Genomic DNA, 18,777 nt, shown 5'->3' with positions numbered 1-18,777 from the left:
TCCGAACTCCACGACGCCTTCGTCTCCCTCGCCTGCAGCCTCATCTGCTACCGACGCCTCAAGAAGACCCGACCATGATCGTGTTACGAGCTCTAAGCGAGTGGCTCGCAACCGTCAGGACAGGGCAGGTCCAACTGCCTCGGTTCCAGCGCTTCGAGGCTTGGAGCTACTCGCAAGTACAGAGCCTACTAGAAAGCGTTCTCAATGATCTCCCAGTCGGAGCGATGTTCGTTCTAGAGGTCGAAGGTAACCCTCCGTTCCACCCGCGCCCCATCAATAGCACCCCCACGGGCGGAAGAGTAGGAGAACTACTCCTAGACGGACAACAACGCATCACAGCACTCTGGAAAAGCCTCCAAGGAGGCTACCCTGAGCGAGACTTTTTCGTTAGCTTCAACGAGAGGACGGATTACGAAGGAATAGCTGTCCACTCAGTTAAAACCAGCACCCGGGGCGACAAAAAGTATCCACTATGGATCAACGAGCCTGAAAAGCTTCTCACTCGCGGCTACATCCCCGTGCAGCTTCTTCAACCTGGCGAGGAGGCAAACAATTCTGCACTGCAATGGATCAAGGAGGCGTGCGAGGGGAATCAGGAAAAGACCTTCCAGCACCTCATGATGATCAACACTTGGAGATCACGATTCTCCGCCTTCAATATCCCGTTCCTATCTCTACCGAAAAGCACAAGCCCGGCCCAGGTTCTCGAGGTTTTTACTCGAATCAATACAGGGTCAACACCCCTTTCCATTTTCGATATCATCACGGCAGACATTGAACAAGCGGTCGGTGAATCGCTTCACGATCTCCTGGAGAATTTGAACGGTCGCGTCCCTGGGCTCGCCCGATACGGCGACGCGCAGGACATTGTCCTGCGAACTGCGGCACTCATGCAGGATAAAACACCCGACCGCCCAAGCATCTTGAACTTGGACTGGGAGCAAGTCGTCAAGACCTGGCCTCAACTTGTAGCAGGGGCCGAAAAAGCTGTTGAGTTCCTCGAAGCCGAGAAGGTTATAGACGGATCTAGGCTACCCATCTTCACCGCTCTGCCTGCACTGATCACACTCTGGTCACATGGAGCATCCCTGAGTCCGGATCGGCTGGGATCCACCCGTACCCTTCTTCGTAAATACATGTGGCGCGCATTTTTTACCGAAAGATACGAAAGCAGTGCGCACACAGCGGTCATCCAAGATGTACGCGAGCTGACCAAAGCAGTCAGGGACGAAGCCACCGAGATCAAGCCTCCAATCTTCAGCTCTCCACTTCCAACCGAGGAGGATCTACGAGAAGCCGGCTGGCCGAAAAAGAAAGACAGGCTGGCAAGGGCCATCCTCCTTGTGAGCCTTCAGGGTGGCGCCACCGATCTGGCTGACGGAGGTCCCATTACAGTCCTGAACGCAAACCAACGAGAATATCATCACATCTTCCCCGACGGATACCTCCGAGGAGTCAGGTCCCAAACCCCGGCTAATCTTGCGCTCAACTGTGCACTCATCACCTGGAAAACAAATAGAACCATCCAGAATAAGGAGCCATTGGTCTACATGCGAGACCGAGCTGACGCGAACAGCCTGGGAGATGACGAAACCGTATTCCGACTTAAATCTCACGCCATCCCCGCCGAGCCTCTACAGCAGAACGACTATCCTGAATTCATTCGCGCGCGGTCGATAGAGGTGCATTCCGCAATGACGGCGCTCACCAGCGGGCGTCCTTGGAGTCCCTAGAATACGCGACACCAGAATGCGACCCTCGACAGGGACTTTTCCCACGAGGGCCGCATTCTGATTCCGTAGCTTCATAGATTGTCCACCACTCTTTCCCTCGATTGTCCAGTGAATTTTTTCGACTAAAATTCCCTCCGCCCCAAAGAGCTCGGAAGTAAATTATTCTCTAGCTCGCTACCCCCTCGCGCCAGGCAACCTTTGGTCAAGGGAGTTGCCTTTGGGGCATCTCTCTGTCCCCAGGGCAGTACCGTGTGGGACATGCGCCCCGACACGCCTGCCGAGCACATCACCGAAGCCGAGCGACTGCTGCGCACTGCGGCGCGCTACCCGGAGGACCGTGAGCCGCTGCTCCTCCAGGCCGCAGCCCACCTGGAACTCGCCGGCGAGCGCGCCCGCGCCGCGACCCTCTACGACGACCTGCTCACCACGGACGGCGACTCCGCTGAGGACCCCCACCTGGTGAAGGCCCTCAAGGCCGCCAACCTCTGGGAGTACGGGCACGAGGCCGAGGCCCGCGCGATCATCGACGGCTTGCGCTTCGCGGCCCCCCGCGCGGCGGCCCCGTGGACGATCGCCGCGGAGACCCTGGAGGCGCACGACGAGCTGGAGGCCGCCCACGACCTCTTCTCGGCCGCGCTGGAACTGCTACTGACGCCGGGCGAGGAAGTCCCGTACGCCACGCAGTCCCTGCTCACCGGCCGCCACCGCGTCCGCCGGCTGCGCGGCTCGGAGCACGACGACTGGGACCGGCTGGCCGACACCCTGCACACGGCCGAGGTCCCCCTCGACGAACTGCACGACCCGAAACGGCTCTGGTCCCTCGGCTCCTCGGACCCGGGCGAGCTCAGGGCGGAGATCACCCGCCTCCGCGCGGAGTTGGGCGTCTACCGTACGGCCCTCTCCCGCCCCTTCCCGGTCGCCGTCCTGCACTGGCCCGCGGCCGAACTGGCCGAACTGCTCGCCGCGTACCCGGCCCTGGCCGCCGAGTACCCCGACCACGCGGGCCACCTGACCGCCGTGGAGACCGCCCTGCGCGACCTCCACGCGGCCGGTACCGCGAACCTCGGCATCGTCACCGGCACCATCCCCTCCTACGAGGCCTTCGCCGCCTCCGAGGCCGCCTCCCCCGCCGACCCGAACCTCCTCCCCCTCTACGCCACCACCCTCGCCGCCCGAGGCCGAGCCCTCCCCTGGCCCCCGGCCCGGTCGGCGGCCTGCTGGTGCGGGTCGGGGGACGCGTACGGCGGGTGCCACGGGGCGGGGTGACCTGCTCCCACAGGCCCACGTGAATGGCGCGTACGGTCACCCCCCTCGTGGCTCCCACCAGAACGGTGTAAAGGGCATCCGATCAACGTTCATGCCGGTGTGACGGAGATTTCCGTTTCAGTTCGCCAGGTTGGTGCGGATTCTCCCGTCAGTTCGCGGCTAAGGGCTTCCAGGGAATCAAGGTGTTGCTTCCCTGCAAGCCCCTAGTTTCGGTCGCCCTCACCCTGTGGACCATCGTTTCGGACCTCTGTGGCAGGGCTTCGCAGTCCCGTACCAGACGGCGATGCTGCATCAGCCAGCCAAATGTCCGCTCGATCACCCACTGCTTCGGAAGCAGTTCGAATTTCTTCGTCCGCAGTCGCTGCACGACTTCCGCATCGATGCCCAGCCTGGCGCCATGATTGAAGACGCTGTTCTGATATCCGTCGTCGGCGCACACCTTGGACACGCGGGATGAGGGGCGGCTAGCTCATCGAGCGGAGGCCTGTAGCCGGCGGTGTCGTGCACGAACGCGGCAGTGATGATGACGACCGCACCAGGCCGAGAGCGTCTGTGATCAGATGCCGCTTGCGTTCTTTGGCCTACCTGCCGGCTTCGATGCCCTGGCTGGTCTCGGCGACGTTTGCCGAGGTCTTCACGCTCCGCGAATCGACCACAGCGGCAGTCGGTTACGGGCGGCGGCTGTGCTCGGGTGTGGCTTCTCTCGGCAGAGTTCGTGGAGTTGCCGGGTGACGGCCCCTCCTTCCCACGTTGCGTAGTGGTCGTAGACGGTCTTGCACGGCGGGAAGTCGTGTGGCAGGTACTCCCACGTAATGCCCGCGCGACTCACGTAGAGGACTGCGTCGACAATCTCCCGCAGGTCATGGACCAAAGCTGCTGTTCCCGGCCCGGTTCGCCTGGCTCACCAAACTGTGAAGACGGGTTCGATCAGAGCCCAGCGGCGTCGGAGACATCATCGCGGTCGGTGCGCCGAGCGTTCACGCCTCGTCCGGCGGCCATCCACCCCAATAGTCCCAGAACTATTCCGAACCACCACCACACAAGTCGGATTCCCTCTCAACCAACCTCGTGCCCCCTACGCAGGACGGTCGCATCCGCCCTGTATTCCCATGTACGTTCCACCTGGCCCACCCGCAAACTCCCTGGCACCGGCCGTGGGCCGCGTGCCAGAGTCCTCGCATGACGATCCGATATCCCCGCCCTCTCCGTCCCGGTGACCGCGTTGCCGTCACCTCTCCCTCGTCCGGTGTTCCGGAGCGGCTCCGGGGGCGGCTCGACGCCGCGGTGCGGGTGGTCGAGGCCCGGGGGTACGAGGTGGTGGTCGGGGCGTGCATGGACGGGTCCCGGCATGTCAGCGCGTCGGCGGCTGAACGCGCCGCCGAGTTCCAGGCGTTCCTTACCGATCCGGAGATCCGGGCCGTGGTGCCGCCGTGGGGCGGGGAGACGGCGATCGACCTGGTGTCGCTGGTCGACTGGGACAAGGTCGCCGCGGCGGAACCGACGTGGGTGGTCGGGTACTCGGACATGGCCACGCTCATCACCCCGCTGACGCTGCTGTCCGGCACGGCGACCCTGCACGGCGCGAACCTCATGGACACGCCCTACCTCCAGCCCGAGGGGCTGCTCTCCTGGCTCGACGTCGTGGAGCTGGAGTCCGGGAGCGGGTTCACCCAGTCCTCGCCCGGGCGGTACCGGTCCCCCGGCTGGGACGACTGGACGGCTGATCCCGGGAAGCAGGACGTCGGCCTCGACTCGGACGGCCGGTGGACCCGGCTCGACGACGGCGCGGGGGACGTGGACGTGACGGGGCGGCTCGTCGGGGGATGCGTCGAGACGCTCTGCAACCTGGCCGGCAGCCCGTATCTGGATGTGCGCGGCTTCGCCCGCGCGCACGCTCCGGAGGGCCTCGTGGTCTACGTCGAGGCGTGCGAGGACAACGCGCTCACCATCTGCCGCAACCTCCACGGCATGCGGCTCAACGGCTTCTTCGACCATGCCAACGCCGTTGTCGTCGGGCGCACTTCGGCCCCCGACGCGGACACCATGACGCAGTACGAGGCAGTGGTGGACGCCCTCGGCACGCTGGGTGTGCCGATCGTCGCCGATGTGGAGTGCGGCCATGTGTACCCGCACATGCCGTTCGTGAACGGCGCCCTGACCCGGGTGGTCCACACGGCCGGCCGCAGTGAGGTGACCCAGAGCCTGGTCTGAGGAGGAAGCGCGCCGGGAAACCCGGTGGCCCCGCCTCCAACCCCCGTGCTGCACTGCCCCCATGACCCTGAGCGTGGACGTGTTCCTGGTGGACGAGCACGGCGAGTCGCAGGTGCAGGACGTTCCCGCGGGAAGCTCGGACATGGCTGGTTCGGAGTCCTGGCGGGAGGCGGTCTGGGGTTCCCCGGCGGTACGTTCCCTGGGAGCTCGGCTCTTCCTCCGCATCCTCGACGGCTGGCTCGTCGCCCGGCCGGAGGAGGTCGTCGAGCTGCTGGACGAGTGCGCGCTGCTGCGGGAGAACCTCGTCCTGGTCGCCCGGGGCACGGCGGGCGAAGCCTCCCCGGACAGCGTGCGGTCGGTCGGGGACCGGCTGGCGAACATCGAGGACGCCTGTCACCGGGCCCTGGCGATCGGCGGGGGTGTCCTCGTCTGGTGAGGCCCGCGCCCCTCGGGACGGCACGGGCAGACGGCCAAGCGGCCGGCCCCGGCGCCCATGGTCCCCGCGCGCACCACCCCGGCGTGCTCCGCGCTCGCCCCGCACACCGCACGCCCCACCGCACGCCCTGCTCACCGCGCTCACCTGTGGTTACGTTGATGGACGCACCGCGGGCCGCCGGGGCTCCGCAGGGACGTGGGACATCCCGGTCCGGATCGTGGTGCGCGCTCCAGCCGGGCGGGCAGGACCTGGCCGGCCCGTCGGAGCCCGTCGTACCCCGAACCGGAGGTTCCGGCATGACCGTCTCCCGTACCGCCTCCTCGTCCGCCCCCTCCTCCCCGAAGCCCGCGAGGGTCTTGAGGCGCCGTGTCGTCGGCCTCGCGGGCGCCGCCGCCCTGACGCTGGGGGCCCTCGCGGTCGCTCCCGGAGCCGCCGCGGCCTCGCCGGAGGCGGCCCCGACCGTGGCCGCCGTGCCGGGCGGGTGCGCGTACACCTCGGCCTCGAACCGGCCGGTGCTCCGGTCCGGCAGCAGTGGGGCCGCGGTGAAGCAGGCGCAGTGCCTGAGCAACGTGTGGGGCGGGCTGGTGCCGAAGCTCAAGGTCGACGGGAAGTTCGGGGCCGCGACCCAGACGAAGATCAAGTGGATCCAGGGGTGTCACGGGCTGCGGGAGGACGGCGTGATCGGTGCCCTGACGTGGGAGGCGCTGTACTACCCGGTGCCCGACTGCTACGACACGTATCCGTCCTGACCCGTACCGTCCGCCCGGCCCGCACCGCCGGTACCGCCGGTACCGCCCGCCCTCGTGGCCCCCGCGCCTCCCGTTCCCCCCGTGACCAGGGCCTGGAGCGCGGGGGCGTAGAGGTCGGCGAGCCGTTCCGGGGTGGTGCGGGAGCCCTCGCCCTCGGGGTGGAGGGCCAGGGCCGCGCCGAGGCCGAGGAGCTGGCCCGCGACGAGTTCGGCGCGGAGCGCGCCGTCGGGTCCGGGGAGACGGGCGGCCAACCGGTCGGTGACCTGCTCGTGGAAGCGGTGGCGCAGCAGGACGCGTTCGTCGCGGTTGCCGAGCGAGAAGACCACCCGCAGGAACGGGTCGGAGCCGCTCGCCCGGCGGCGGCGGACGAGGGTGAGCACCATGTGCCGGCCCAGCCGGTCCAGCGGCGCGTCGAAGATCGCGTCGGCCTCGGGTCCGAAGTCGGCGACGGCGTTGAAGAGTTCGTCCTTGCGGCCGAAGTGCTTGACCACCAGGGACGGGCTCACTCCGGCGTCGGCCGCGATGCCCCGGATGGTGACCTCGGCATACGGGTTCCTCATGAACGCCCGGCGCGCCGCGAGCAGGATCGCCGCCTTGCCGCTGCCGGCGTCCGACACCCCGGAGGAGGAACCGGCGGCCTCAAGGGCCGGACCTGCGGCCTCCGAAGAGGACCCGGCCGCCCCCGGTGATCCGTGCGGTCCCGGCGGTACGTGCGGTCCCGGTGATCCGTGCGGTCCCGGCGGTACGGCGTGCGCTGCGGCCCGGCCGGTCATGCACCCTCCTGAATGGCTGTGGCCGGCGCACCTGCCTTCCGGTCCGCCCGCTTCTTCGTCCCTTCGACCGTACCCGCCTTCGCGCCGCCCGCTCCCGGCAGCAGCAGCGTGACCAGCAGGGCGAGCACGGCGGCGGCTCCGGCGATCAGGAAGACCAGCTGGTACGCGTGGAGCGTCGGGGCGGTGAGGCCGCCGACCCGGAAGGTGACGTTGCTCAGCACGGCGGCGACGGCGGCGCTGCAGAATGCCTGTCCGACGGAGCGCATCAGGGTGTTCAGGCCGTTCGCCGCGCCCGTCTCGCTGACCGGTACCGCCCTCATCACCAGGGCGGGGAGCGCGGAGTAGGCGATGGCGGTGCCCGACGCGACGACGGTCGCACCGGCCACGATCGTCCAGAGGCTGTGGCTGGTGAAGTAACGGACCCCGTACCCGACGGCGATGATCACCGACGCCAGCGCCAGGCTGACCTTCGGCCCGTACGCGGCGGAGATGCGCGCCGACACGGGCGACAGCAGCACCATCGCGACGCCGCCGGGCAGCAGGCACAGGCCGCTGACGACGATCGAGGCGCCGAGCCCGTACCCGGTGACCTTCGGTTCCTGCACCATCTGCCCGGTCACCAGGGAGTTGGCGTAGAAGGCGAAGCCGATGAGCAGGGCCGCGAGGTTGGCGTAGAGGACGGCGGGGCGGGCGGAGACCCGGAGGTCGACCATCGGGCTCTGCACGCGGAGTTCGTACGCGCCCCAGAGCAGCCCGATGACCACGGCGGCCATGAGGAGGCCGAGGGTGACCGGGGAGGTCCAGCCCCAGTCGCCGCCCTGGGTGACGGCGAGCAGCAGGCAGACGAGTACGGCGGCGAGCCCGAGCCCGCCGACGGCGTCGAACCGGCCGCGGGTGCGCAGCGGCGACTCCGGGACGAAGAGAAGTACCAGCAGGATGTCGATCAGGGCGATCGCACCGGAGACCCAGAACATGGTGTGCCAGTCGAAGTGCTCGACGACGAACGCGGCGACCGGTACGCCCACGGCGGCGCCGATGCCGAGCGTGGAGCTCATCAGGGCGACGGCGGGCAGCACGCGCTCCGGGGGGAGTTCGTCGCGCAGGATGCTGATGCCCAGCGGGACGACGGCGAGCGCCGCGCCCTGGAGCGCGCGGCCGGTGATGAGGATCTCGATGTGCGAGCTGATCGCGCAGAGCACCGAACCGACGAGGAGTGAGCCGAGCGAGGCGAGCAGGACGCGCCGCTTGCCGTACATGTCGCCGACGCGGCCCAGGACCGGGGTGAAGACCGCGCCGGTCAGCAGGGTGATGGTGACGAGCCAGCTCGCGGCGGCCGGAGTGGCACCGGTGAGCGCGGGGATGTGCGGCAGCAGCGGGACGACGAGCGTCTGCATGACCGCGACGACGACGCCGCAGAAGGCGAGGATGGCCATGGCCAGGTTCGGGGAGGGCGCGGCTTTGGCGCCCCGGTCCGCGGACGGCTCGGGGGACGACGCGGGCGTCGGTGGCGGGGTGGGTATGTCCGCTGGCATGCGATCTCCGTCAGGGCGGGTGAGGGCGGGTACGCCCGACGGGTGCACAGGCGTTCACCCTCAGGGTAAACACCTGTGCACCCCCTTGTCTCCGGGGTCCGTGGTTCGGGCACCTATCGGCGGGTTAGCCTCGGAATCCCCCGGCGCGGAACCGTCGCGACGGGGCCGGGACGACAACACGAAAGCGGGAGGTGGCTGCCATGGCGAAGATTCCGGCAGCGGCGGTGGCGGCGAGCGGGCTCGTCGGCGGTTACGGGGTGGCCCGGTGGACCCGGAAGCGGCCCCTGGGCGGCGCCGCGCTCGCCGTCGCCGGGGCGGTCGCCGCGTACGAGTGGAACCGGACGGCCGGCCCCCGCGCCGCCACCGGACTGACCACGGCGTACGTCGCCGCCTTCGCCGGCTCGCACGTGCTGGCCAAGAAGCTGGGCGCTTGGCCCGCCGTCTTCACCGTGGCCGGCGGGGTCGCCGCCGCGTCCTGGGCGGTCACCCGCCGCGCGGCCTGAGTACCCCCGCGGCACGCGCCCGGGGATGGCCCCGTGTGCCGGGCGAGAGTACGACACCCGCCCGGCACACCTGCCCGGGGCTTCACCCCCCCAGCGCCCTCGACACCGTGTAGATCGCGAGTCCGGCGAGCGCGCCGACCACCGTGCCGTTGATCCGGATGAACTGGAGGTCGCGGCCGATGTGGGCCTCGATCTTCCGCGACGTCTGGTCCGCGTCCCAGCCCGCGACGGTGTCGCTGATCAGCGAGGTGATCTCGGTGCGGTAGGTGGTGACGACGTAGGCCGCCGCGTCCTCCAGCCACCCCTCCAGCTTGGCCTGAAGTCGCTGGTCCGTGGCGAGGCGGGCGCCCAGCGACATCAGTGAGGCCCGTGCCCGCAGCCGCAGTTCGCTCCGTTCGTCCTCGGCCGCCGCGATGATCATCGCGCGTACCGAGGACCAGGCGGAGGCGATCACGTCCTGCACCTCACGGCGCCCCAGGATCTCCGACTTCAGCCGCTCCACGCGCTCCCGGGTGTCCCGGTCCGTCTGGAGGTCGGCGGCGAAGTCCGCCAGGAACGTGTCGATGGAGTCGCGCGCCGGGTGGCCCGGCATGTCCCGCATCTCCGTGACGAACCGCAGCAGCTCCTTGTAGACCCGCTCCCCCACCCGCTTGTCGACGAACCTCGGGGTCCAGCCGGGCGCCCCGCCCTGCACCGCGTCCATCACCGCGTCACCGTGCAGAACCAGCCAGTCGTGCGCGCGCACGCAGACCAGGTCCACGACCTTGCGGTGACCGCCGTCGGCCACCACCTTCTCCAGCATCTTCCCGAGCCCGGGGCCGACCTCCACCGCGTCGGCCCGCCGCGTGATCGCCTCTCCCACGATGGCCTGCACATCGGCGTCCCGCAGGACCTTCAGCGCCCCGCGCAGCGCTGTCGCGAGTTCGGCGGTGACCCGGTCGGCGTGCTCGGGCTCCGCGAGCCAGGCACCGACCCGCCCCCCGACGCCCAACGCGTGGATACGGCCCCGCACCACGTCCGCGGAGAGGAAGTTCTCGCCCACGAACGACCCGAGCGAGGCCCCCAGCTGATCCTTCTTCGTCGGGATGATCGCGGTGTGCGGAATGGGCAGACCGAGCGGCCTGCGGAAGAGGGCCGTCACCGCGAACCAGTCGGCGAGCGCACCCACCATGCCCGCCTCGGCCGCGGCGGCGACGTAACCGGGCCAGCCGCCCACGTGGGCGTTCTTCGCCCAAGTGGCGAGGGTGTACACCACGGCGACCAGCAGGAGCAGCCCGGTGGCGGTGATCTTCATCCGGCGCACCCCGCGCCGTTTCTCCTCGTCGGCGGCGGTGTACGCGAACGCGGCCAGCGGTGCGGCGACCCGTCCGGCGTCGTGCGGAGCCGGTGCCGTACGGTCGGAACCGCCGCCGGTACGGCTGTCGGAACCGCCGCCGGTGCCGCCGCCGGGACCCGCCGGAGCGTCCCGGTCCGCCGTCACTCCGGCCGGGGCTCCCGTCCGGTCGGCATGGTCCGGACTCGCGTCCGAACCGTGTTCCGGCCCCGTGCTCGCGCCCGGTTCATTACCATCCACCGCGTCCCGCCTCGCTTTCCTGCCGTGTACCGGTCCACCGTGCGCCCGGTCCCCTCCTACCGCGCCACCCGTTCGCGTACACGTCTTCCCCCGCCGTACGCATTGTCCCCACTGTCCTACTCCCGGGCCGCCCGCCCAGTTCCCGGCGGCCCGTCGCACACCGGCTTCCCCGGCACCCCGGGCCGAGCACGAGGAGACGTACGCAGATGTCCAGGGTCGCCCGTAGTGACCAGGCCGGACCGGACCCCGGCCCCCGTGAACCCGGCTCCCGCGAGCCCGGCCGGGACTCCGTGGCGGGCTCCGGTCTCCGCAGGCGCGCCCTGCTGTCCGCCCTCGTGGCCGGTACCGCCGTACTCGCCGCGGCGCTCGCGCTCGGCACGGCACGGCTCACCGACCCCCGTGGCAGCGACGTGCGGGCGTCCGGCGAGCACCCGGCCGGCCGCGAGACCGCCGCGGCGGACGGCCGGTGGGTCGCCACCTGGACCGGTGCGCCGGTACGCGCCGCACCGGTCGGCACCCGCGAACCGGCGGGAACGGTCGTCCGCAACACCGTGCACAGCAGCGCCGGCGGCGACGCGGCGCGCATCACCCTCTCGAACCTGTTCGGCACCGGCCCCCTCGTGGTCGACCACGCGCGGGTGAACTCCCGCCCGGTGACCTTCGGGGGCGCGGGCCGGGTCACCGTCCCGGCGGGCGGGCATGTGGTGAGCGACGCCGTGCGGACGAGGATCGCCGCAGACTCGGACCTCGTCGTGTCCTTCCGTACGCCCGTGACCGGCGGGCACATCACCCAGCACCCGGCCGCGTTCCAGACCTCGTACCTCGTCGACGCGCGCACCGCGCGGCCCATCGACGAGTGGCGCTATCTGACGGCCGTCGACGTCTTCAGTACGGCCGCGTCGGGCACGGTCGTCGCCTTCGGCGACTCGCTCACGGCCGGCAGCGGCTCCACCCCCGACGCCGACAGGCGCTGGCCGGACCTCCTGGCCGACCGGCTGAAGGGCGGCTGGGGCGTGGCGAACCAGGGCATCTCGGGGAACCGCCTGCTGTCGGACGGCCGGGGCGGCATCGCTGGTGTCACCCGCTTCGAACGGGACGCGCTGGGCGTCACCGGAGTGCGCACGGTGATCGTCGCGCTCGGCATCAACGACGCACAGACCGCCTCGCCCCACCTCGACCCGCAGCGGGTGGTGGACGCCCTGCGCCGCCTCACCGGCCAGGCCCACGCCCGGGGGCTGCGGGTGATCGGGGTGACCCTGACGCCGTTCGAGGGCATCCCGAACTTCACGCCGTCCCGCGAGGCCGTCCGGCAGGAGGTCAACGAACAGATCCGGGCAGGCGGGGTGTTCGACGCGTACGTGGACTTCGACCAGGTGGTCCGCGACCCCGCCGTACCGGAACGCATCCGGGCGGACTACGACAGCGGCGACCACCTGCACTTCAACGACCAGGGGTACCAGGCCCTCGCCGACAGCATCGGCCTCGGCCTCCTGACCAGCGGCCCGAAGGGGTAGGGCGGCCCCCGGAGCGGATCAGATCCGGGCCGAGCCCCGAGCCGTCCGGCGCGTCCCGGGTTCCCCGACGGGACGCCCTTCCGGTCCTCCGCGAGGGCCCGGCCCCCGCACCGGCCTCAGCGCGGTTCCTTGCCGCCACCTGGTCCGCGCGCCTCATCCTGCCGGCGCACCCCACCGGGTCCGCGCGCGCCGCCCGGCCCGTCCACCCCACCCGGTCCGTCCACCGCCCGGGGCGCTTCGGCCCGGCCCACGGCTTCCGCCTTCGCGCCCGCTTCGGCTTCCCTGCGGCGACGGCGTGCCGCCTTGCTCCACTTGCGTTCCACGCCGACGCCGCCCATCAGCGCGAAGCCGGTGACGGTCACCCTCGGCGCGTCCGGTGCGGGTTCGCCCTCGTCCTTGGAACGCTCGTCGAACCCGCCCATGAAACCTGTCCCGTTGACCCGCACATGCACGTCGGGTGACACGGTGACGCCCGTACCGCCCATGATCGCGTAGCAGCGGACCGTCACCTCGCGCTCCGCGAAACGGGCCTCGCGCAGATCGACGACCCCGCCGCCCCACATCACGAACGAGGTGAACGTCCGGCCCACGGTCCAGCGCCCCCTGCGGCTGAAGCCGCCCCAGAACGCGAACCCGCCCTTCGACGTCGGCTCCCCGCCGATCCGCTCCGACCACGCCGTCGCCGCGGCCCCGCCCACGTCCGGCAACGGCGTTCCGGAGAGCGGCAGATCGCGGACGAGCGGGGTCAACTCCCCCCGCGTGCGGGCCGTGTAGGCCGCCTCCAGCCGCCGCTCGAACTCCCCCATGTCCAGGCGCCCTTCGGCCATGGCGTCCCGCAGGATCTCGGCGATCCGTTCCCGCTCGGCGTCGGAGGCGCGCATGTCCGGGAGTTCACTCGTCATGACGCCCACCCTATGCACCGCGCGCCCCACGGGACCAGAGCCCCCGCGCGAAGGGCGGCACCCGCCGGACGCGGTCTACGCGGCGGGGCGCGGTCGCGCCGCGTACATCCGGGCGATCACGTCCTCGATGTCCGGCTCCCGCACCGAGAGGTCCTTCAGCGGGTACTCCGCCGCGATCCGCGCCACCAGGGGCGCCACGGAAGCGTCCGCCGGGAGCGCCAGCCACTGGCGGGGCCCCTCGGTCCTGACCACCCGCGCCCGCAACGGTCCCTCCGACTCCACCGCGATCGGCGGGAGTTCACGGTCCAGGTCGACCACCAGGACGCGTTCGCTCTCCCCCGCCTCGTGCAGCCCGGCGAGCGCGCCGTCGTACATCAGCCGGCCGTGGTCGATCACCATCACCCGGCGGCACAACTGCTCGATGTCGGTGAGGTCGTGGGTGGTGAGCAGGACGGTGGTGGAGCGCTCCTCGTTCAGGTCCTTGAGGAACTGGCGCACCTTCGTCTTGGAGATGATGTCGAGCCCGATCGTCGGCTCGTCCAGGTACAGCACCTCCGGATCGTGCAGCAGCGCCGCCGCGATGTCGCCGCGCATCCGCTGCCCAAGGGAGAGTTGCCGTACCGGCGTGTCCAGCAGATCCGCCAGGTCCAGGAGTTCGACACATCGGTTCAGGTTCTCGCGATAACGCGCCTCCGGGATGCGGTACATGCGGTGCATCAGCCGGTACGAGTCCTTCAGCGGCAGGTCCCACCAGAGCGTGGTGCGCTGCCCGAACACCACCCCGATCCGGTGCGCCAGCCGGGTGCGCTCCCGCGACGGGTCGACGCCCGCGACCCGCAGCCGGCCGCCGCTCGGGGTCAGGATGCCCGTCAGCATCTTGATCGTCGTCGACTTGCCCGCACCGTTCGGGCCGATGTAGCCGACCATCTCGCCGCGCGCCACCCGGAAGCTGATCCCGTCCACCGCGCGCACCTCGTGGCGCTCACGCCGCAGGAGTCCCGCCTTGCGGCGCACCTCGAAGACCTTCTCCACCCCGTCCAGCTCGATGAAGGCGTCGTCGGCCGCCGAGGTCCGTACGACGCCGCCCTCCGCCACTGCCGCCTCCGCCACTGCCGCCACCGCCGCCTCCGCCACCGTCGCTGCCCCCGTCCCCGCGCCCCGCTCCATGCCCGGCCCCCTCTCCGTACCGCCGTCCCTCGTCAACTTCCCGTACTCCGGTACGCCCGCAGCCCCGTACGCCACGCCAGGCCCGCGAGCAGCCCGCACCCGGCCGCCACCACCGGCGGCAGGAACGCCACCCACTGCGGCAGCGCCACCGGGTACTCCCGCCCCAGCACGTACAGCGCGGGCAGCCAGCTCACGAAGGCCAGCGGCACCACGAACGTCACCCCGCGCACCAGTTCCCGGGCGAAGACGGTGGGCGGGTACTGCAACAGCGTCTGCCCGCCGTACGTGAAGGAGCTCTGCACCTCCGCCGCGTCCAGGGCGAAGAACTGGAGCGCCGACCCGGCGACGTACACCGCGCCGAAGACCGCCCCGCCGCTCACCACCGCGAGCGGCACCAGCAGCACCTTCAGCGGCGTCCAGTCGATGTCCAGCACCACCAGGGCGTACCCCAGGACCATCAGCCCCTGGATGATCCGCCCCGTCCTGCGCAGCGCGAACCGGTCCGCGGCCACCTGGACCAGCACCGGTACCGGGCGCACCAGCAGCGTGTCGAGCGTGCCGTCCCGGACCCGCTCGCCGATCCGGTCCAACGACCCCAGCAGCAGATCGGCCAGGCCGAAAGCGGTCGCCGCCATCCCGTACAGCAGGGCGATCTCCGGCAGGGAGTAGCCGCCGAGCGCGTCGACATGACCGAACATCAGCATGATGGCGACGAAGTCGAAGACAGTCGAGAGGAAGTTGCCGAGCGTGGTCATGGCGAAGGACGCCCGGTACGCCATGGTCGAGCGGATCCACATTCCCGCGATGAGCCGGTAGGCGCGGAGGCCTTCCACCAGCTGCGACCGTCCGCCGCCGCGGGGCGCGTACGCCGCCGCCTCCGCTTCCGTACCGCCGTCCGGGACGAGCACCGTGTCAGCCACCCTGCACCACCACTCTCCGTGTCGCGACCGACTGGAGGAGCCGGCCCGCCAGCAGCAGGACCACCGCCCAGCCGGCCTGGAAGGCGAACGCCCCCGCCAGGTCCCACCCGGTGCGCTTGCCGAGGAACACGTCGGCGGGCACTTGAAGGAACGCCGACCACGGCAGGGCCCGCGCCACCTCGCCGAGCAGCCCCGGAAACAGGTTCAGCGGCAGCAGCATCCCCGAGAAGAACAGCCCCGTCAGCCAGCTGATCTGGAGCACCCCCGCCCCGTCCAGCAGCCAGAACGCGGCCAGCGCGACGAGGAACCGTACGGCGAAGCTGACCACCACCCCGAGCACCACCGACACCAGGAACGCCAGCCACGTCCACGGCGAGCCGGGCAGGGCCAGCTCGAAGGCGAGCGCGCCGATCGCCATCGGCACGATGCCGCGCCCGAGGAAATGGAAGGCCGCCCGGCCCAGGTCCCCCGCCAGCCACCAGAGCTGGAGGTCGGCCGGGCGGTAGAGGTCGATCGCGATGTCGCCGGTCCGGATGCGCGCCATCAGCTCGTTCTCGAAGCCGCCGCCCATCATCGAACACGTCATCAGCAGCGCCTGGCCCAGCCAGACGAAGGTCATGGCCTGCGCGGTGTCGTAGCCGCCGAGATCCGGCCGCTCCGCCCACAGGGCGGCGTAGGTGTACGCGACGATGAAGCCGAAGACCGTGTTGGTGAAGGTCCCCGCCACCGTCGCCATCCGGTACGTGGCATGCCGGCGGAACCCGCCCGCGGCCACCACGGCATAGACCCGCACGTCTCCCTCCGCTTCCCCTGTGTTCCCGCCCGGACCACCCGGACCGCCCCGACAGCCGGACCGCCCGGACCACCCGACAGCCTGGACCGCCCGGACCGCCCGCCCGGGGACCCGCCCGTCCGCAGGCACCAAAGCGCACGAGGTTAGTCCAGGTGTCCGGAATCCCGCGACCGGTTTCCGGAGGGCGCGCGAAGTGTTCGGGAGGGCGTGCGGCAGCACTTTCAGGGGTGTTCCGAAGGTTATCGCCCCTAAAAGGGCAGTATGGGAGAACTGCCCGCGGCCGAGGAGTCTCCACCATGAGCGACGAGCCACAGCGCTGGACCCCCCGGGACCCCTCCGGCAACGAGGGCGGCAAGGGTGACGAGGACACCGCGCACGCCGGTGAGGACACCGGCGGGCGCGACCCGCAGGACGGGACGGCGGACGGAACGCCGGAGACCGGAGCATCGGCCGCGGCGCCGGGCGGCAAGGGCCGCAAGGGCCGCGCGAAGCGCCCCCGGCGCAAGGGCTGGCGCCGTCTCGTACCGACCTGGCGCATGGTCCTCGGGGCCGTGCTCCTGATCGCCGTACTCCTCGTGGGCGGCTTCGTCGCCGGGTACCAACTCGTCGACATCCCCGCCGCCAACTCCAGCGCCACCGCCCAGAGCAACGTCTACCTCTACCGCGACGGGGCGGTCATCGCCCGCGACGGCGACGTCAACCGGGAGAACGTCCGGCTCGCGCAGGTCCCGAAGGACGTCCAGCACACCGTGCTCGCCGCCGAGGACCGCAACTTCTACTCCGAGCGCGCCGTCGACGCCCAAGCCATGGTCCGAGCCGCCTGGAACACCGTCACCGGGCAGGGCAAGCAGGGCGGTTCGACGATCACCCAGCAGTACGTCAAGAACTACTACCTCGGCCAGGAGCAGACGGTCGTCCGCAAGGTGAAGGAGTTCTTCATCGCGATCAAGCTGGACCGTGAGCAGACCAAGGACCAGATCTTCGAGGGGTACCTCAACACCAGCTACTTCGGCCGCAACGCCTACGGCATCCAGGCCGCGGCCCAGGCGTACTACGGCAAGGACGTCACCGACGTGGACGTCGCCGAAGGCGCGTACCTCGCCTCGCTCCTCAACGCCCCCAGCGCGTACGACGTCGTCGCCCACCCGGAGAACAAGCCGGCCGTCCTCGCCCGCTGGAACTACGTGCTCGACGGCATGGTCAAGGAGAAGTGGCTCGGGGCGTCCGCGCGCGCCGCCCTCGCCTTCCCGCCGCCGGACGAGGCCAAAGCGGCCACCGGCCTCTCCGGACAGCGCGGTTACCTCGTCAACGCGGTCAAGGACTACCTCACCGGCCACGGGATCGTCGACGAGGAGACCCTCGCCACCGGCGGCTACCGGATCACCACCACCCTGGAGAAGGAGAAGCAGGACGCCTTCGTGGACGCCGTCGAGGAGAACGTGACCTCCCGGACCGAGGACGGCAACGACGCCGACCGCAACGTCCGTGTCGGCGGCGCTTCCATCGACCCCGCCACCGGCGAGGTCGTCGCCCTGTACGGCGGCATCGACTACACCCGCCAGTACGTCAACAACGCGACCCGCCGCGACTACCAGGTCGGCTCCACCTTCAAGCCGTTCGTCTTCACCGCCGCCGTCGCCAACGACTCCACCACCCAGGACGGCCGCCGCATCACCCCGAACACCCGCTACGACGGCACCAACGAGCGCCCCGTGCAAGGACGCCAGGGCGACACCGGCTACGCCCCCGCCAACGAGGACGACGTCAGCTACGGCGACATCACCGTCCGGGAGGCCACCGACAAGTCCGTCAACGCGGTGTACGCGCAGATGGCCGAGGACGTCGGTCCCGAGAAGGTCAAGGAGACCGCGATCGACCTCGGCATCCCCGAGAGCACCCCGGACCTGACCGCCTCCCCGTCCATCGCCCTCGGCCCGGCCACCGCCAGCGTGCTCGACATGACCGAGGCGTACGCGACCCTCGCCAACCACGGGCGGCACGGCACGTACACCCTCGTGGAGAAGGTCACCAAGGACGGCCGGAGCGTCCCGCTGCCCGGCCGCACCACCCGGCAGGCCGTCAGCCGGGAGGCCGCCGACACCACCACCGCGATCCTGCGCAGCGTCGTCGAGGGCGGTACCGGAATCGCCGCCCGGGCGGCGGGGCGCCCGGCCGCCGGGAAGACCGGCACCGCCGAGGAGGACAAGGCCGCCTGGTTCGCCGGCTACACCCCCGACCTCGCGACCGTCGTCGCCGTCATGGGCCAGGACCCGGAGACCGGAACGCAGGAGTCGCTGTACGGCGCCCTCGGTCAGTCCCGCGTCAACGGCGGCGGTGCCCCCGCCGAGACATGGGCGGACTACACCGCCGCCGCCCTCGAAGGCTCCGAGGTGCGGGATTTCGAGCTGGATCTCGCGGAGGGCAGCGCGGAGCCGGACCCGTCCGACGACGAATCGGCGCCCACCGACCCCGACTCCCCCTCGGACACACCGAGCGACACCTCCCCCACCACCCCCGTCGGCACCACCCCGGCGACCCCGGGCCCGACCGACACCGGCGCGGGCGGCACCACCGGAACGGGCCCCACCGGCGGAGACAACGGGGGCGGCGGCACCGGGGGCGGCGGCAACGGAGGCGGCAACGGAGGCGGGGACAACGGAGGCGGGGACAACGGAGGCGGCGGCACCGGCAACGCGACCGGAGCC

The 18,777-nt window shown here is 70.5% G+C and carries 17 protein-coding genes; 8 read left to right on the top strand and 9 right to left on the bottom strand.

All coding sequences use genetic code 11. The features are described 5' to 3' along the window. Positions 1–74: 74 nt before the first annotated feature. Both ACWD3D_RS18405 and ACWD3D_RS18400 read left to right on the top strand, forming a co-directional pair. Positions 75–1,733 (top strand): GmrSD restriction endonuclease domain-containing protein, encoded by a 1,659-nt coding sequence (locus ACWD3D_RS18405; protein ID WP_451461886.1) that lies wholly within the window; start codon positions 75–77, stop codon positions 1,731–1,733. Positions 1,734–1,991: 258 nt separating this feature from the next. Continuing rightward, positions 1,992–2,999: an SEC-C metal-binding domain-containing protein gene (locus ACWD3D_RS18400; protein ID WP_451461885.1), complete on the top strand. Its 1,008-nt coding sequence runs from the start codon at positions 1,992–1,994 to the stop codon at positions 2,997–2,999. Positions 3,000–3,147: 148 nt separating this feature from the next. Here the strand turns inward: ACWD3D_RS18400 and ACWD3D_RS18395 are convergent, their stop codons facing one another. Both ACWD3D_RS18395 and ACWD3D_RS18390 read right to left on the bottom strand, forming a co-directional pair. After that, on the bottom strand, positions 3,148–3,447 hold the full coding sequence (locus ACWD3D_RS18395; RefSeq protein WP_451461884.1) for a transposase: 300 nt from the start codon (positions 3,445–3,447) through the stop codon (positions 3,148–3,150). A 186-nt stretch (positions 3,448–3,633) separates the two neighbouring features. Continuing rightward, positions 3,634–3,828, bottom strand: a complete 195-nt coding sequence (locus tag ACWD3D_RS18390) for a hypothetical protein (protein WP_451461889.1) — start codon at positions 3,826–3,828, stop codon at positions 3,634–3,636. Positions 3,829–4,178: 350 nt separating this feature from the next. Between ACWD3D_RS18390 and ACWD3D_RS18385 the strand changes: the two genes are divergently transcribed. The 3 genes from ACWD3D_RS18385 to ACWD3D_RS18375 all read left to right on the top strand — a co-directional run bounded on the left by ACWD3D_RS18385 (position 4,179) and on the right by ACWD3D_RS18375 (position 6,395). After that, positions 4,179–5,210 carry a S66 family peptidase gene (locus ACWD3D_RS18385; protein WP_451461883.1) on the top strand — a complete coding sequence of 344 codons (1,032 nt, stop codon included), beginning with the start codon at positions 4,179–4,181 and terminating at the stop codon, positions 5,208–5,210. 61 nt (positions 5,211–5,271) lie between these two features. Beyond that, positions 5,272–5,646: a hypothetical protein gene (locus tag ACWD3D_RS18380; protein WP_451461882.1), complete on the top strand. Its 375-nt coding sequence runs from the start codon at positions 5,272–5,274 to the stop codon at positions 5,644–5,646. A 296-nt stretch (positions 5,647–5,942) separates the two neighbouring features. Next, complete coding sequence (locus ACWD3D_RS18375) at positions 5,943–6,395, top strand: peptidoglycan-binding domain-containing protein (RefSeq protein WP_451461881.1); 453 nt, start codon at positions 5,943–5,945, stop codon at positions 6,393–6,395. Here the strand turns inward: ACWD3D_RS18375 and ACWD3D_RS18370 are convergent. Further along, positions 6,374–7,168, bottom strand: a complete 795-nt coding sequence (locus ACWD3D_RS18370) for a TetR/AcrR family transcriptional regulator (protein ID WP_451461880.1) — start codon at positions 7,166–7,168, stop codon at positions 6,374–6,376. The genes ACWD3D_RS18375 and ACWD3D_RS18370 overlap by 22 nt on opposite strands. Beyond that, complete coding sequence (locus ACWD3D_RS18365; RefSeq protein ID WP_451461879.1) at positions 7,165–8,700, bottom strand: MFS transporter; 1,536 nt, start codon at positions 8,698–8,700, stop codon at positions 7,165–7,167. The genes ACWD3D_RS18370 and ACWD3D_RS18365 overlap by 4 nt, the downstream gene beginning before the upstream one ends. A 200-nt stretch (positions 8,701–8,900) precedes the next feature. Between ACWD3D_RS18365 and ACWD3D_RS18360 the strand changes: the two genes are divergently transcribed. Then, positions 8,901–9,203 (top strand): hypothetical protein, encoded by a 303-nt coding sequence (locus ACWD3D_RS18360; RefSeq protein ID WP_327175996.1) that lies wholly within the window; start codon positions 8,901–8,903, stop codon positions 9,201–9,203. Positions 9,204–9,285: 82 nt separating this feature from the next. Here ACWD3D_RS18360 and ACWD3D_RS18355 read toward each other — a convergent pair whose 3' ends face one another. Further along, positions 9,286–10,683 carry a DUF445 domain-containing protein gene (locus ACWD3D_RS18355; RefSeq protein WP_451461878.1) on the bottom strand — a complete coding sequence of 466 codons (1,398 nt, stop codon included), beginning with the start codon at positions 10,681–10,683 and terminating at the stop codon, positions 9,286–9,288. A 428-nt stretch (positions 10,684–11,111) separates the two neighbouring features. Between ACWD3D_RS18355 and ACWD3D_RS18350 the strand changes: the two genes are divergently transcribed. After that, complete coding sequence (locus ACWD3D_RS18350) at positions 11,112–12,290, top strand: SGNH/GDSL hydrolase family protein (RefSeq protein ID WP_451461888.1); 1,179 nt, start codon at positions 11,112–11,114, stop codon at positions 12,288–12,290. A 116-nt stretch (positions 12,291–12,406) separates the two neighbouring features. Here ACWD3D_RS18350 and ACWD3D_RS18345 read toward each other — a convergent pair whose 3' ends face one another. The 4 genes from ACWD3D_RS18345 to ACWD3D_RS18330 form a co-directional block, all read right to left on the bottom strand. After that, positions 12,407–13,171 (bottom strand): DUF1707 SHOCT-like domain-containing protein, encoded by a 765-nt coding sequence (locus ACWD3D_RS18345; RefSeq protein ID WP_451461887.1) that lies wholly within the window; start codon positions 13,169–13,171, stop codon positions 12,407–12,409. Positions 13,172–13,267: 96 nt separating this feature from the next. Next, positions 13,268–14,359, bottom strand: a complete 1,092-nt coding sequence (locus ACWD3D_RS18340) for an ABC transporter ATP-binding protein (protein WP_451461877.1) — start codon at positions 14,357–14,359, stop codon at positions 13,268–13,270. 32 nt (positions 14,360–14,391) lie between these two features. Further along, positions 14,392–15,279, bottom strand: coding sequence for an ABC transporter permease (locus ACWD3D_RS18335; RefSeq protein ID WP_451461876.1), 888 nt, complete (start codon positions 15,277–15,279; stop codon positions 14,392–14,394). Continuing rightward, complete coding sequence (locus tag ACWD3D_RS18330) at positions 15,272–16,072, bottom strand: ABC transporter permease (RefSeq protein WP_451461875.1); 801 nt, start codon at positions 16,070–16,072, stop codon at positions 15,272–15,274. Before ACWD3D_RS18330 ends, ACWD3D_RS18335 begins: the two co-directional genes overlap by 8 nt. A 296-nt stretch (positions 16,073–16,368) precedes the next feature. Here ACWD3D_RS18330 and ACWD3D_RS18325 point away from each other — a divergent pair. Continuing rightward, a partial coding sequence (locus tag ACWD3D_RS18325) for a transglycosylase domain-containing protein (RefSeq protein WP_451461874.1) occupies positions 16,369–18,777 on the top strand: 2,409 nt, incomplete at its 3' end.

It is taken from the genome of Streptomyces sp. NPDC002690 (genome assembly GCF_053592415.1).
The sequence above is the reverse complement of the archived record's forward strand: the minus strand, read 5'-3'. Positions and strand labels throughout refer to the sequence as shown.